Annotated in this window: 16 protein-coding genes; 6 read left to right on the forward strand and 10 right to left on the reverse strand. The window is 61.5% G+C overall.

Annotated features, from left to right (window positions below):
• Positions 1 to 2: 2 nt before the first annotated feature.
• On the reverse strand, positions 3 to 821 hold the full coding sequence (gene proC / locus ACXR0M_RS02620) for a pyrroline-5-carboxylate reductase (protein WP_458829633.1): 819 nt from the start codon (positions 819 to 821) through the stop codon (positions 3 to 5).
• Positions 822 to 854: 33 nt separating this feature from the next.
• Entirely contained in the window at positions 855 to 1,541 is a 687-nt protein-coding gene (locus tag ACXR0M_RS02625; RefSeq protein WP_458829635.1) for a YggS family pyridoxal phosphate-dependent enzyme, read from the reverse strand.
• Between the two features lie 56 nt (positions 1,542 to 1,597).
• On the opposite strand from ACXR0M_RS02625, the gene ACXR0M_RS02630 reads away from it, so the two are divergent.
• Entirely contained in the window at positions 1,598 to 2,632 is a 1,035-nt protein-coding gene (locus tag ACXR0M_RS02630) for a type IV pilus twitching motility protein PilT (protein WP_458829637.1), read from the forward strand.
• 151 nt (positions 2,633 to 2,783) lie between these two features.
• Here ACXR0M_RS02630 and ACXR0M_RS02635 read toward each other — a convergent pair whose 3' ends face one another.
• On the reverse strand, positions 2,784 to 3,410 hold the full coding sequence (locus ACXR0M_RS02635; protein WP_128615070.1) for a C40 family peptidase: 627 nt from the start codon (positions 3,408 to 3,410) through the stop codon (positions 2,784 to 2,786).
• A 248-nt stretch (positions 3,411 to 3,658) separates the two neighbouring features.
• Here ACXR0M_RS02635 and ACXR0M_RS02640 point away from each other — a divergent pair, with 248 nt between their 5' ends.
• The gene (locus ACXR0M_RS02640) at positions 3,659 to 4,093 is read left to right on the forward strand and encodes an NINE protein (protein ID WP_458829639.1); all 435 of its coding nucleotides are present in this window, start codon (positions 3,659 to 3,661) and stop codon (positions 4,091 to 4,093) included.
• Between the two features lie 83 nt (positions 4,094 to 4,176).
• Here ACXR0M_RS02640 and ACXR0M_RS02645 read toward each other — a convergent pair whose 3' ends face one another.
• The 7 genes from ACXR0M_RS02645 to gshB form a co-directional block, all read right to left on the reverse strand.
• Complete coding sequence (locus ACXR0M_RS02645; protein ID WP_458829641.1) at positions 4,177 to 5,448, reverse strand: dihydroorotase; 1,272 nt, start codon at positions 5,446 to 5,448, stop codon at positions 4,177 to 4,179.
• The gene (locus ACXR0M_RS02650; protein WP_007913665.1) at positions 5,445 to 6,449 is read right to left on the reverse strand and encodes an aspartate carbamoyltransferase catalytic subunit; all 1,005 of its coding nucleotides are present in this window, start codon (positions 6,447 to 6,449) and stop codon (positions 5,445 to 5,447) included. Before ACXR0M_RS02650 ends, ACXR0M_RS02645 begins: the two co-directional genes overlap by 4 nt.
• Positions 6,450 to 6,476: 27 nt before the next feature.
• Positions 6,477 to 6,983 (reverse strand): bifunctional pyr operon transcriptional regulator/uracil phosphoribosyltransferase PyrR, encoded by a 507-nt coding sequence (gene pyrR / locus ACXR0M_RS02655; protein WP_123469541.1) that lies wholly within the window; start codon positions 6,981 to 6,983, stop codon positions 6,477 to 6,479.
• Positions 6,984 to 7,063: 80 nt separating this feature from the next.
• Positions 7,064 to 7,501 carry a Holliday junction resolvase RuvX gene (gene ruvX, locus ACXR0M_RS02660; protein WP_458829644.1) on the reverse strand — a complete coding sequence of 146 codons (438 nt, stop codon included), beginning with the start codon at positions 7,499 to 7,501 and terminating at the stop codon, positions 7,064 to 7,066.
• The gene (locus ACXR0M_RS02665) at positions 7,501 to 8,073 is read right to left on the reverse strand and encodes a YqgE/AlgH family protein (RefSeq protein WP_458829646.1); all 573 of its coding nucleotides are present in this window, start codon (positions 8,071 to 8,073) and stop codon (positions 7,501 to 7,503) included. Before ACXR0M_RS02665 ends, ruvX begins: the two co-directional genes overlap by 1 nt.
• Before the next feature lie 135 nt (positions 8,074 to 8,208).
• Positions 8,209 to 9,108 carry a TonB family protein gene (locus tag ACXR0M_RS02670; RefSeq protein ID WP_458829648.1) on the reverse strand — a complete coding sequence of 300 codons (900 nt, stop codon included), beginning with the start codon at positions 9,106 to 9,108 and terminating at the stop codon, positions 8,209 to 8,211.
• 188 nt (positions 9,109 to 9,296) lie between these two features.
• Complete coding sequence (gene gshB, locus ACXR0M_RS02675; RefSeq protein WP_458829650.1) at positions 9,297 to 10,268, reverse strand: glutathione synthase; 972 nt, start codon at positions 10,266 to 10,268, stop codon at positions 9,297 to 9,299.
• A 225-nt stretch (positions 10,269 to 10,493) separates the two neighbouring features.
• Here gshB and pilG point away from each other — a divergent pair, with 225 nt between their 5' ends.
• From pilG to ACXR0M_RS02695, 4 genes are all read left to right on the forward strand, one after another.
• Positions 10,494 to 10,898: a twitching motility response regulator PilG gene (gene pilG, locus ACXR0M_RS02680; RefSeq protein ID WP_016772743.1), complete on the forward strand. Its 405-nt coding sequence runs from the start codon at positions 10,494 to 10,496 to the stop codon at positions 10,896 to 10,898.
• Positions 10,899 to 10,958: 60 nt separating this feature from the next.
• Positions 10,959 to 11,324 carry a twitching motility response regulator PilH gene (gene pilH, locus ACXR0M_RS02685; RefSeq protein WP_458829653.1) on the forward strand — a complete coding sequence of 122 codons (366 nt, stop codon included), beginning with the start codon at positions 10,959 to 10,961 and terminating at the stop codon, positions 11,322 to 11,324.
• 10 nt (positions 11,325 to 11,334) lie between these two features.
• Positions 11,335 to 11,874, forward strand: coding sequence for a chemotaxis protein CheW (locus ACXR0M_RS02690; RefSeq protein WP_458829657.1), 540 nt, complete (start codon positions 11,335 to 11,337; stop codon positions 11,872 to 11,874).
• 258 nt (positions 11,875 to 12,132) lie between these two features.
• Positions 12,133 to 14,187 (forward strand): methyl-accepting chemotaxis protein, encoded by a 2,055-nt coding sequence (locus tag ACXR0M_RS02695; RefSeq protein WP_458829659.1) that lies wholly within the window; start codon positions 12,133 to 12,135, stop codon positions 14,185 to 14,187.
• The last annotated feature ends 5 nt before the right edge of the window (positions 14,188 to 14,192 follow it).

Raw genomic sequence — 14,192 nt, forward strand, 5'->3', positions numbered from 1 at the left:
CCTTATTTGCCCAGTTGTTCGGCCATTTCGGCCGAGCGGTGCGCGGCGGCGCCGAGTGCTTTTTCCACCAGGGCTTCGAAGCCGCTGGCCTGGAACGATTTGATGGCGGCTTCGGTGGTGCCGTTTGGCGAGGTCACGCGGCGGCGCAGCTCGGCAGCGTCGACATCGCTGGAAACGGCCATGTGCGCGGCGCCCAGAGCGGTCTGCTGGGTCAGTTGCTCAGCGATTTCCTTGGGCAGACCGAGTTTGACGCCGGCGGCGGTCATCGCTTCGATCAGCAGGAAAAAGTACGCCGGGCCGGAACCGGACACCGCAGTGACCGCGTCAAGTTGCTGTTCTTCATTCAGCCACAGCGCGATACCCACGGCGGACAGCAGTTCTTCAGCCTGCTGACGCTGCTCGGCGGTCACTTCACTGGTGGCATACAAACCGCTGACGCCCTGACGCAGCAGCGCCGGAGTGTTCGGCATGCAGCGCACGATCGGCTGCTCGCCGAGCCAGGCAGTCATGCTGGCGCAGGTGATGCCGGCAGCAATCGAGACCACCAGCTGCTGCGGCTTCAGGCTTGGGCGGATGGCTTCGCACACGGCTTTCATCGCCTGTGGCTTGACCGCCAGCACGATCACGTCGACGCCTTCAATGGCTTCGGCGTTGTCCGCGAAGGTTTCGATGCCGTGCTCGGCGCTGACGCGTTGGCGCGTCTCTTCGCCCGGATCGCTGGCGCGGATATGGCTGGCTTGCAGACCCTTGGCGCGCAGGCCGCCGATCAGGCTGGCGGCCATGTTGCCGGCACCGATAAAGGCAATACGTGTGTTGCTCATGTCAGGTCCTTATTCAGAGGTTTGTCAGCCATGTCAGGGCTGGCCGTAGTCGCGAGCACCAAACAGGGCGGTACCGATCCGCACCCAGGTGGCGCCTTGGGCGATGGCCGATTCGAGGTCGTGGCTCATGCCCATGGAAAGTGTGTCGAGCGGCAGGTTCAGGCTGGCCTGCAAACGTTGCACGGCAGCAAAAGCGGCGTCCTGGGCGGCACGATCGTCGGTCGGCTCGGGAATCGCCATCAGCCCGCGCAACTTCAGGCGCGGCAGGGCGCTGATGGCCTCGGCCAGCGCCGGCAGGTCGGCCGCGGTGCAACCGGATTTGCTGGCTTCACCGCTGACGTTGACCTGAATGCAGATGTTCAGCGGCGGCAGCTCGGCCGGGCGCTGTTCGGACAGGCGTTGGGCGATTTTCAGACGATCCACGGAGTGCACCCAGTCGAAATGCTCGGCAATCGCGCGAGTCTTGTTCGATTGAATGGGGCCGATGAAGTGCCAGATCAAGGGCAGGTCGGCCAGTTCGAGCTGTTTGCCCAGCGCTTCCTGCAGGTAATTCTCGCCAAAGTCGCGCAGGCCGGCGGCGTAGGCTTCACGCAGGGCCTCGGCAGGTTTGGTCTTGCTGACGGCCAGCAACTGAACGCTGTTTTCAGGTCGGTGTGCGGCCTGGGTCGCGGTCTGGATACGCGAACTAACCTGAAGAATGTTGTCTGCTATCGTGGACATCAAGAGGCGCCGGCGGTCTGAAGGTTCGCGGCATTCTACTGGAATTGAGGGACGCTATGGATATCACTGAACTGCTGGCGTTCAGCGCCAAACAGGGCGCTTCCGACCTGCACCTGTCGGCTGGTCTGCCGCCGATGATCCGCGTCGATGGCGATGTACGGCGGATCAATCTGCCGGCGCTGGATCACAAGCAAGTGCACGAACTGATCTACGACATCATGAACGACACCCAGCGGGTCGACTTCGAGAAACACCTGGAAACCGATTTCTCGTTCGAAGTCCCCGGTGTCGCGCGTTTTCGGGTCAATGCGTTCAACCACAACCGTGGCGCTGGCGCGGTGTTCCGCACCATTCCCTCGAAGGTGCTGAGCATGGAAGACCTCGGCATGGGCGATGTCTTTCGCAAGATCACCGATGCGCCGCGCGGGCTGGTGCTGGTGACCGGGCCGACCGGCTCCGGCAAGTCGACCACGCTGGCGGCGATGATCGACTACCTCAACACCCATCGCCATCACCATATCCTCACCATTGAAGACCCGATCGAGTTTGTCCACGAATCGCGCAAATGCCTGATCAATCAGCGCGAAGTGCACCGCGATACCCGCAGTTTCGCCACCGCTTTGCGTTCAGCATTGCGTGAAGACCCGGATGTGATTCTGGTCGGCGAGATGCGCGATCTGGAAACCATTCGCCTGGCCCTGACCGCTGCCGAGACCGGGCACCTGGTGTTCGGCACCCTGCACACCACCTCTGCGGCGAAAACCATCGACCGGGTCGTGGATGTGTTCCCGGGGGACGAGAAGTCCATGGTGCGTTCGATGCTTTCGGAATCGTTGCTGGCGGTGGTCTCGCAGACCCTGATCAAGAAGATCGGCGGCGGACGGGTGGCGGCGCACGAGATCATGCTGGGCACTTCGGCGATCCGTAACCTGATCCGCGAGGACAAGGTGGCGCAGATGTATTCGGCGATTCAGACCGGCGGGTCGTTGGGCATGCAGACACTCGACATGTGCCTGAAGGAGCTGGTGATCAAGGGCTTGATCAGTCGCGAGCATGCGCGGGAGAAGGCGCGTACGCCGGATAATTTCTGAAAGGGATTTTCGGTGTTCTCACCGGCCCTTTCGCGAGCAAGCCCGCTCCCACATTTGATGGCATTCCTTCAGTTGGAATGCATTCACCTGTGGGAGCGGGCTTGCTCGCGAAGGGGTCAGTACTGCATGAGCAGATTCAGGATCAGTCAACTCAGCGCTGAACGACGCGCATCTGCTTGCCAGCAGGCTCTTTCGGCAACACCCGCTTGGCAACCACGTAATGCTGTTCCCAATACGGCTTGTTCAGCGTGTCGATGCTCACCGCTTTGCCGCGTCGCGGGGCGTGGATGAAGCGGTCGTTGCCCAGGTAGATGGCAACGTGATTGACCCGACGGCTCTTGATGTTGAAGAAAATCAGGTCGCCCGGCTTCAGATCCTTGCGTTCGACTTTCTCGCCATGCCCGCTGGCCATGGCGTTGGAGGTGCGTGGCAGGTCGAAGGTGGCGTCGTTGAACGCATATTTCACCAGACCGCTGCAGTCGAAACCTTTACTTGGGCTGCTGCCGCCCCAACGATAAGGAGTACCGAGGACGTTCACCGCACGGCTCAGGACGTTGCTGCTTTCCTTGTTCGCCATCGGCGGTACCAGCTTGCCGTGATTGTTGCTGGCGAGCGTGGTGTGTTTCGTCTGTTTGCTGCTCTTGCTCGAAGGAGCCGAAGCATGGGATTTAGGGGTGAAACCGTTAACGTTGGGAAGACGTTGCTCACGATTGGTGGCGTGGGCGGCCAGTGGCATTAATAGGCAAATAGTTAGCCATGTCTTGAAAAAAGGTCGCATTAGGCGTGGCTCTCAGGTGGTAGCGCGCAACTTTATAACAGCTTTTTGGTCCCTTCCGAGGCCGTTGGTCGATTCAATCCGGCGGCAACGGAACCAAACAGGCGGCAAATGGACGCGATTGTCCGACAGGAGTCAGGTGTTATAAGGCTTTGACGGTAGACACGGTACCATTTGCCATACGTCGGCAACCTGTAAAAAAGTCACAAAGATTTAAAGAATATTTATCTATCGCGTGCATCGAGGTCTTCATGAACAGCTATCAGTTACCCCGTGTGCAGGAAAAAGACACCCACAGCAAGATCATCGGATACCTGCTGTGGATCTTTGGATTCACCGGCGCTCACCGCTTCTATTACGGCAAACCGGTCACCGGGACGATCTGGTTTTTCACCTTCGGCTTGCTGGGTATCGGCTGGCTGATCGACGTGTTCCTGATCCCGGCCATGGACCGTGAAGCCGACCTGCGTTTTGCCGCCGGACCGATCGAGTACAACGTGGCGTGGATTCTGCTGACATTCCTCGGCGTGTTCGGCGTGCACCGGATGTACCAAGGCAAGTGGATCAGCGGGTTGCTGTACCTGCTGACCGGCGGGTTGTTCTTTGTCGGAGTGCTGTATGACTTCTGGACGCTGAATGATCAGGTGTCTGTACGCAACGCCGAGGGCAGAGGCGCCTTCCAGTAAGCCTTCGCGAGCAAGCCCGCTCCCACAGGGTTCGCAGTGATCCTTGTGGGAGCGGGCTTGCTCGCGAATGGGGCTACTCGGTATCAAGCCTGGTGACTGATCCGCCCATCCACCAGGGTGTAACGCACCACGCCCGGCAGGGTGTGGCCGAGGAACGGGCAGTTCTCGCCCTTCGACAGCCAGCGTTCACCGGCCACGGTGGAGGCCTTCGGATCGAACAGCACGATATCCGCCGCACCGCCCACCGCCAGTTTGCCCGCTGGCAGGCGCAGCGCGTTCGCTGGGCCGGCGCTCAGGCGCGCGAGCAGGGTCGGCAGGTCCAGCAAGCCATCTTCAACCAGGGTCATCGCCAGCGGCAGCAACAGTTCGACGCTGCTGATGCCCGGCTCGGTCGCGCCGAACGGCGCCAGTTTGGCGTCGCGTTCGTGCGGCTGGTGGTGGCTGGAGATCGCCGACACCACGCCGGATTTCACTGCCTCGCGCAGGCCATCGCGGTCGGCGCGGGTGCGCAGCGGCGGTTGCACGTGGTACAGGCTGCTGAAGTCGATCAGCGCTTCATCGGTGAGGATCAACTGGTACAGCGCGACATCCGCCGTCACCTTCAAACCACGGGCCTGCGCCTGGGCGATCAGGGTCACACCGCGAGCGCTGGTCAACTGGCTGAAGTGCGCGCGCACGCCGGTTTGCTCGACCAGCAGCAGGTCGCGGGCCAAGGCTACGGTTTCCGCCGTTTCAGGGATGCCCGGCAGACCGAGGAAGCTGGCGACTGCGCCTTCGTGGGCCAGGCCGCCGTCCGCCAGATCGTGATCCTGCGAGTTGAAAATCACTGTCAGGTCGAAGGTCGCCGCGTATTCCAGTGCCCGGCACAGGGTGCGGGTGTTGCGGAAACTCTCCAGACCATTGCCGAACGCGACGCAGCCGGCGTCACGCAAAGCCACCAACTCTGCAAGCTGTTCGCCGTCCAGGCCTTTGCTCAGCGCGCCACTAGGGAACACCTTGGTGTTGCCGGCTTCGCGGGCGCGGTCGAGGATCAGTTCGGCCACTGCCGAGGTGTCGAGCACCGGTCTGGTTTTCGGCGGGCAGCACAGGCTGGTCACGCCACCGGCCGCTGCCGCACGGGTTTCGCTGGCGATGCTGCCTTTGCGGCTGTAACCCGGCTCGCGCAGGGCCACGTTCAGATCGACCAGCCCGGGCGCGGCCACCAGGCCCTGGGCGTCGATGGTTTCTACGGCAGTGAAACCGGCCGGTGCGGCGCCGAGGGCGACGATCTTGCAGGCTTCAACGTGGATATCGGTGATTTGATCCAGGCCGCTGCTTGGATCGATGACTCGGGCGCCGAGAATGCTGAGCTTCACTGGGCGTTCTCCTGCTCGAATTGACGTTGCGCGGTTTGCCCGCTCATGGCCATCGACAGCACAGCCATGCGGATCGCGATGCCATAAGTGACCTGGTTGAGGATCACCGAATGCGGGCCGTCGGCCACTGCCGATTCGATTTCCACACCCCGGTTGATCGGCCCCGGGTGCATGACGATGCAATCCGGCTTGGCGCCGGCCAGACGCGCGGTGGTCAGGCCGAACAGACGGTAGAACTCGCCTTCACTCGGCAGCAGGCCGCCGGTCATGCGCTCACGCTGCAGGCGCAGCATGATCACCACGTCGACGTCTTTCAGGCCTTCGGTCATGTCGGTGTAGACCTTGACGCCGTACTGCTCGATGCCGATCGGCAGCAGGGTTTTCGGCGCGATCACGCGGATGTCCGGGCAGCCAAGAGTCTTCAGCGCGAGCATGTTCGAGCGCGCGACTCGCGAATGCAGGATATCGCCGACGATCGCCACCGAGAGGTTTTCAAAACCGCCCTTGTGCCGACGGATGGTGAGCATGTCGAGCATGCCTTGGGTCGGGTGTGCATGCCGGCCGTCGCCGCCGTTGATGATCGCCACTTGCGGGCAGACATGCTCGGCGATGAAGTGTGCGGCGCCGGAATCGCCGTGGCGCACGACGAACATGTCGGCGGCCATGGCTTCGAGGTTGCGCAGCGTGTCGAGCAGGGTTTCGCCCTTGCTCGCCGACGAGGTCGACACGTTCAGGGTGATCACGTCCGCCGACAGCCGCTGGGCTGCCAGTTCGAAGGTGGTGCGGGTGCGCGTGGAGTTTTCGAAGAACACGTTGCACACGGTCTTGCCGCGCAGCAACGGGACCTTCTTCACCGCCCGGGCACCGACTTCGAGGAACGAGTCGGCAGTGTCGAGGATTTCCGTCAGCAACTCGCGGCGCAGGCCGTCGAGCGAGAGGAAGTGGCGCAGCTGGCCCTGATCATTGAGCTGCAGCGGGCGCTTGGTATCTAGAGGCGTCATCGCGAAGGGGACTCTCAATAGGGCGGATTAAGGATTCAGGTCTTGAAGTTCGAGGGTCAGCGGCTCCGGGCCGGACAGCTTGACCCGCTCATGGGCCGCCAGCGACAGGGTCGCGCCAACCACGTTCGGGCGGATCGGCAGCTCGCCGGCGTCCAGGTCGAGCAGGCAGACCAGAGTCACGCTGGCCGGGCGGCCGTAGTCGAACAGTTCGTTCATCGCGGCGCGGATGGTGCGGCCGCTCATCAGCACGTCGTCGATCAGCACCAGGTGCTGGCCTTCGATCTCGAAGGGCAGGGCCGAGGGGCGCACTTGCGGGTGCAGGCCGTTCTGGCTGAAATCGTCGCGGTAGAAGGAAACATCCAGCGTGCCCAGCGGCGCATCGCTGCCCAATTCCTTGAGCAGGGCCTGCGCGACCCAGATGCCGCCGGTGCGGATGCCGATGTAGCGCGGTTCGCTGATCTCACGCTGGGCCAGGTGCGCCTTGAGGCGTGTCGCCATCTGGCTGATCAGATCGGCGGGATTGGGCAGGCTCATGGTTGCTCCTTCTTGGGGGCGAGCCGGGTCCTCGGACGCGGCTCGGTTCTTAGCTCAAAAGAAAAGCGCCGAAGCGCTTGTCAGGATTCAAACAATGCAGTGTTTTCATCGAGCCAGCCCTGCAGCAGCAGGGCGGCGGCGATGGCGTCCACCGGGTTGTCGCGGTAACTGCCTTTCTGCCCGCCACGCACCAGTCGCTCACCCTTGGCTTCAAAGGTGGTCAGGCGTTCGTCATGGGTATAGAAGGGCACATTGAAGCGACCGTTGAGGCGGCGGGCGAATTTCTCTGCGCGCAGGCACATTTCGCTCGGCGTGCCGTCCATGTTCAGCGGCAGGCCGACCACCACAGCGTCGGGTTTCCATTCCTTGAACAGCGCATCGACCTGGTTCCAGTCCGGAACCCCGTTCTGCGCTTTCAGCGTGCACAGCTCGCGGGCCTGGCCGGTAATCACCTGGCCGACTGCAACGCCGATCTGTTTGGTGCCGTAGTCGAAGCCGAGAATCAGGCGCAGGGCCATCAGGCGTGCCCCGCCTGGCTGGTCAGCAGATTAAGGTTGATCCCCAGGTGCTTGGCCGCTGCTTCCAGACGCAGTTCGCTGCTGGTGTTGAACAGAATGTCAGCGTCGTACGGGCAGGTCAGCCAGGCATTGTCGGCCAGTTCGGCCTCCAGTTGCCCGGCTTCCCAGCCAGCGTAGCCGAGGGTGATCAGGCTTTTTGCCGGACCGACACCGTCGGCGATGGCGAACAGCACGTCCTGCGAGGTGGACAGCGCCAGCTCACCGTCGAGTTCGACGGTGGCCTGAAAGGTTTTGCCCGCCGGATGCAAGACGAAACCGCGATCGGTCTGCACCGGCCCGCCAATGAAGATCGGCACATGCTGGCACAGCGCTGGCGGATCGATGTCCGGGCGCAGTTGCTCAAGTATGTCAGCCAGATTCAGCTCCTGCGGTCGATTGACCACCAGTCCCATGGCGCCATTGGCCGAGTGCTCGACGATGTAGGTCAAGGTGTGGGCAAAGTTCGGGTCGGCCATGTGCGGCATGGCGATCAGGAAATGATGCTTGAGGTAGCTGGGGCTGAGGTTTTTCATGAGCGATAGTGTGGCGTTCAAGGGGCGAACTGACAAGCTGAGGCTTTAAAAGATCGCAGCCTTCGGCAGCTCCTACAGGGTGTAAGCAGGCCCAATGTAGGAGCTGCCGAAGGCTGCGATCTTTTGATCTGGCCCTTAATTACTGGACAGTTTGTCGCCCCGGGCGAATTTCCAGGTGCGGATGATTTCCAGTCGGTCGATATCCGACAGATCGCCGGTAAACGGTGCAAACGGTGCCGCCAGCCGCACAATGCGCTGCGCGGCCTGATCCAGCAGCGGCTGGCCGGAGGATTCGAGCACCAGCACTTCATACAGCGAGCCGTCGCGGTTGATCGAGACCATCAGCCGCAGGTTGCCGTAGATCTGCTTGCGCCGGGCTTCTTCCGGGTAATTGAGGTTGCCGATCCGTTCGACCTTCTTGCGCCACTCATCCTTGTACCAGGCGCCCTTGTCGCGCATGGTCGAGGCGGCGCTCAGGCGGTGAATACGCGGGCGCTTGGCGTACAGCTGTTGTTCGTTGGCCAGTTCCGCTTCGAGGCTGGCGATGTCGCTGGACAGCTGCGAGCTGTCGAACGTTGGCGCGTCGACGGCGGGTTTGGTCTCGGTCTTGGTTTCTTCTTTCCTGGTCGGCGCCTTTTGCTGTTTCGGCGCCACCGTGGTCACCGCAGCCTTGGGCGCGGCCTCGCGCACTTCCGGCTTGGCGGCCGGTGGCGGGGTGACCTTCTTCACCTGGTTGTCCTGGAACGGCGCGACCTCGGTGGTCTTGGGGATCGCTTTCTTATCCAGGGTGCCGCTGCCTTGCTGGTTTTCCTGAGCGAGGAAGTCAGCCTTTTTCGGCTTGGTTTCGCTCTTGAAGGTGGCGAGGGTGATTTCCAGGGTTTTGCTGATCTGCTTGGGCTCGACCATGCTGAAGCCGACGCCGAGCAGCAGCGCCAAATGAATCAGCGCCGCGAGAAACAGGGTAAATCCGAGGCGATCGGCCGGGCGCACGCCACGATGGGCGAGTTCTGCGGGCAGATCGGACGGGAGGGTCATGACAGAAAAACCAACATCGCGTTTTTAAAGGCTCGGCATGATAACGCAATGTTGGTTTTTAGCTGCAAGCGATAGAGGAGCAGCTGCAAGTTTCAAGCGACAAGCGGCAAGTTAAAAGCGCGTGGCTCAAAGTCTGTGGCTTGCAGCTTGCAGCTTGCAGCTTGCAGCTTGCAGCTTGCTGCGTGCCGTCAGGCTTGCAGCTTGCGGCTCGAAGCTTGCAGCTTGCTTTCGATCGCATCCATCAGCATTCCGCCGATATCGGTGCCGAACGCATTGTCGATTTCGCGAATGCAGGTCGGGCTGGTGACGTTGATTTCGGTGAGGTTTTCGCCGATCACGTCCAGACCCACGAACAGCAGGCCTTTCTCGCGCAGGGTCGGGCCGACCTGGGCGGCGATCCAGCGATCCTTTTCAGTCAGCGGACGCGCTTCACCACGACCACCGGCCGCGAGGTTGCCACGGGTTTCGCCCTGCGCCGGAATCCGCGCCAGGCAGTAATCCACCGGCTCGCCGTCGATCATCAGGATGCGTTTGTCGCCATCCTTGATCGCTGGCAGGTAGGCCTGGCCCATGATCTGCTGGCCACCGAGGGCGGTCAGGGTTTCCAGAATCACCGACAGGTTCGGATCGCCCGCACGGTGACGGAAGATCGAAGTGCCGCCCATGCCGTCCAGCGGCTTGAGGATCACGTCGCCATGTTTGGCGGCAAACTCACGCAGCACATCGGCGCGGCGGCTGACGATGGTCGGCGGCGTGCACTGCGGGAACAGCGTGGCGAACAGTTTTTCATTGCAGTCGCGTAGGCTCTGCGGTTTGTTGACCACCAGCACACCCGCGGTTTCAGCCTGTTCCAGCAGGTAGGTTGAGTAGACGAACTCCATGTCGAACGGCGGATCCTTGCGCATCAGGATCACGTCCAGATCGCTCAGCAGGTTGTCCTGCTCGGCGTCCAGTTCGAACCATTTTTCCGGGTTGGCGAAGACTTTCAGCGGCTTCATCCGCGCCCGGGCCTGACCTTCGGCCTGATACAGGTCGCGCTGTTCCATGTAGAACAGTTCCCAGCCCCGTTTCTGCGCGGCCAGCAGCATGGCCAGCGAGCTATCCTTTTTATAGGAAATGCTGGCGATAGGGTCCATGACAATCCCGACGCGAACGCTCATTGGGTTTTCCTCGAAAATTGGCTACCGGATCGGTATTGAAAAAGTGCCGCCAGAGTGGCGCTGGCAGGGTTTTCGGTCAAGGAAAAACCCGTCGATAGATTGCATCTGGAGACTGTGCTAAAAAGGCTGGCATAGCGCGCTGACCCTTGAGCATCAAGGGTTTGGCGCCATTACTCATCGCAAAACGGACAATTTGATTCGCAAAGGCGACGGTAGAACCCTCTTATGGAACAGCAGTCCAGCGCCTTGAAGGTCATGGTGATCGATGACTCGAAAACGATTCGTCGCACCGCCGAAACGCTGTTGAAGAATGTCGGCTGCGAAGTCATCACCGCCATCGACGGTTTCGACGCCCTGGCGAAGATCGCCGACCACCACCCCGGGATCATTTTTGTCGACATCATGATGCCGCGTCTGGATGGTTATCAGACCTGCGCTTTAATCAAGAACAACAGTGCGTTCAAGGCCACGCCGGTGATCATGCTGTCGTCGCGCGACGGGCTGTTCGACAAGGCCAAGGGACGGATTGTCGGTTCTGATCAATTTTTGACCAAGCCTTTCAGCAAGGAAGAACTGCTCAACGCGATTCAGGCCCACGTTCCGGGCTTCGCCGCCGTATTGCCGCAGTAATACACGTACAGTGACGCTCGGCCAGCGGGCCGGGATGTCGACAAGAAAATGGGGAAAACCATGGCACGTATCCTGATCGTCGATGATTCGCCGACTGAAATGTACAAACTCACCGGCATGCTGGAAAAGCATGGCCATGAAGTGCTCAAGGCCGAGAACGGCGCCGACGGCGTAGCCTTGGCCCGTCTGGAAAAACCCGACGCGGTGCTGATGGACATCGTCATGCCCGGCCTCAACGGCTTCCAGGCCACCCGTCAGTTGACCAAAGACCCGGAAACCGGCCACATCCCGGTGATCATCATCACCACCAAGGATCAGGAAACCGACAAGGTCTGGGGCACCCGTCAGGGCGCCAAGGATTACCTGACCAAACCGGTGGAAGAAGACATGCTGATCAAGACCCTGAACAACGTGCTCAAAGGCTGATCGCGCAATCATGAGCGAATCGCTGACCGCGTTCGAACTGCTGTGGCAGATCGACCAGCGCTGTCGCCTGCTGGCGGCGGACCTGCCGTCGCAGCCCGGGCGTCAGGATCGCTGGAGCGGCATCGGATTTCGCCTCGGCGAGCACTGGTACGTGGCGCCGATGGGCGAAGTCAGCGAAGTGCTGCACGAGCCACGCTTCACCCAGTTGCCCGGGGTCAAGCCGTGGGTCAAAGGCGTGGCTAACCTGCGCGGGCGTTTGCTGCCGATCATGGACCTGTGCGGGTTCTTCGGCCACGAACTGTCGCCGCTGCGCAAACAGCGGCGGGTGTTGGTGGTGGAACATCAGGAGGTGTTCGCCGGGCTGCTGGTGGATGAGGTGTTCGGTTTGCAGCATTTCGAGCAGGACAGTTTCGAGCCGATCTCGATCAGCAAACGCCAGGGCTCCAAGGCCGAGTTCGTCAAAGGCTATTTTCGGCGCGAGCAGAACTGGCGGGTGTTCAGCCTGTTTGCGCTGGCCAGATCGCCGGTGTTCATGAGCGTCGCGATATAGTCGAAACACCATAAACCCCATGTGGGGATGGGTCATGTGATGGTGAGATTGTGTGGTAAGGGAAACCTGTGGCGAGGGGATTTATCCCCGATGGGGCGCGCAGCGGCCCCAGGATTCGAGCTGTATCAAATACATTTCGAATGCAGGTTTTGGGTCGGCTTCGCCAACCATCGGGGATAAATCCCCTCGCCACAACATCTTCATCGCAAGGCGAGTTTTCACAGGTGCTTCGGTGAGCATCCAAACAGGCGAGGACCGATGACAAAAGCAAAAACAGGCAAGTCGGCCGAAGGGTCGCGCAGTCGCTCGCAGATCGTCGTGCTGTTCATCGCACTGATCGTGTTCATCATGCTGCTGTTCGCCAACTTCGCCTACCTCAACACCCAGGCCAACTACGACAAGCAGTACATCGGCCACGCCGGTGAGCTGCGCGTGCTGTCGCAACGCATCGCCAAGAACGCCACCGAAGCCGCTGCCGGCAAGGCCGCCGCGTTCAAGTTGCTGAGCGATGCGCGCAACGATTTTGCCCAGCGCTGGGGTTACCTGAAGAAGGGCGACCCGGCAACCGGTCTGCCCCCCGCGCCGGCCACCGTGCGCCCGGAAATGCGCGCCGTGCAGCTGGACTGGGAGCGCCTGCTGAAAAACACCGATGCAATTCTCTCCAGCGAACAGACCGTGCTGTCGCTGCATCAGGTTGCCGCAACCCTCGCCGAAACCGTGCCGCAGTTGCAGATCGAATACGAAAAAGTCGTCGAGATCCTCCTGCAACGCGGCGCGCCGGCGGCGCAAGTGGCCATGGCCCAGCGCCAATCGTTGCTCGCCGAACGTATCCTCGGCGCGGTCAACACCGTGCTCGCCGGCGACGAAAACTCGCAGCAGGCCGCCGACGCCTTTGGGCGCGACGCCACCCGTTTCGGCCAGGTGCTCAATGGCATGCTGCAAGGCAACCCGAGCCTGAGAATCAGCCAGGTCGAAGACCGCGACGCCCGCGCGCGGCTCAGTGAAATTTCCGAGCTGTTCCAGTTCGTCTCCGGCTCTGTCGACGAAATCCTCGAAACCTCACCGGAGCTGTTCAAGGTCCGGGAGTCGGCGAGCAATATCTTCAGCCTGTCGCAGACCCTGCTCGATGAAGCCTCGCACCTCGCCACCGGTTTCGAAAACCTTGCCGGCGGGCGCAGCACCGACACCATCGGTGGCTATGTGCTCGGTTTGCTGGCGCTGGCCTCGATCATCCTGATCGGCCTGGTCATGGTCCGCGAGACCAACCGCCAGTTGCGCGAGACCGCCGAGAAGAACGAGCGCAACCAGAATGCGATCATGCGCCTGCTCGACGAAATCGAAGACCTTGCCGACGGCGACCTCACCGTGACCGCCTCGGTCACCGAAGACTTCACCGGGACCATCGCCGATTCGATCAACTATTCGGTCGACCAACTGCGCGATCTGGTCGCCACCATCAACCTCACCGCCGGCCAGGTCGCCGCTGCCGTGCAGGAAACTCAGGCCACCGCGATGCATCTGGCCCAGGCCTCGGAACATCAGGCGCAGCAGATTTCCGAAGCCTCGACGGCGATCAGCGACATGGCCCAGTCCATCGACCAAGTGTCGGCCAACGCCGCTGAATCCTCGGCGGTGGCCGAGCGTTCGGTGGAAATCGCCAACAAGGGCAACGAGGTGGTGCACAACACCATCCACGGCATGGACAACATCCGTGAACAGATTCAGGACACCGCCAAGCGCATCAAACGCCTTGGTGAGTCGTCGCAGGAGATTGGCGACATCGTCAGCCTGATCGACGACATTGCCGACCAGACCAACATCCTCGCCCTCAACGCAGCGATTCAGGCATCGATGGCCGGGGATGCCGGGCGCGGTTTCGCGGTGGTTGCCGACGAAGTGCAGCGTCTGGCCGAGCGCTCGTCCGCCGCCACCCGGCAGATCGAAACCCTGGTGCGGGCGATCCAGACCGACACCAACGAAGCGGTGATTTCCATGGAGCAGACCACCACCGAGGTGGTGCGCGGCGCGCGACTGGCGCAGGATGCCGGTGTGGCTCTGGAAGAAATCGAAGGCGTGTCGAAAACTCTGGCGGCGCTGATTCAAAGCATTTCCAACGCGGCGCAGCAGCAGACGTCGTCGGCCGGGCAGATTTCCCTGACGATGAACGTGATCCAGCAGATCACCTCGCAGACCTCGTCCGGCTCCACTGCCACCGCCGAAAGCATCGGCAACCTGGCGAAAATGGCCAGTCAGCTGCGCCGTTCGGTGTCCGGGTTCACCTTGCCGTCGGCGTCCGCGACGGATAAGGCGTGAGTGGA

Source organism: Pseudomonas sp. Eth.TT006 (assembly GCF_054456575.1).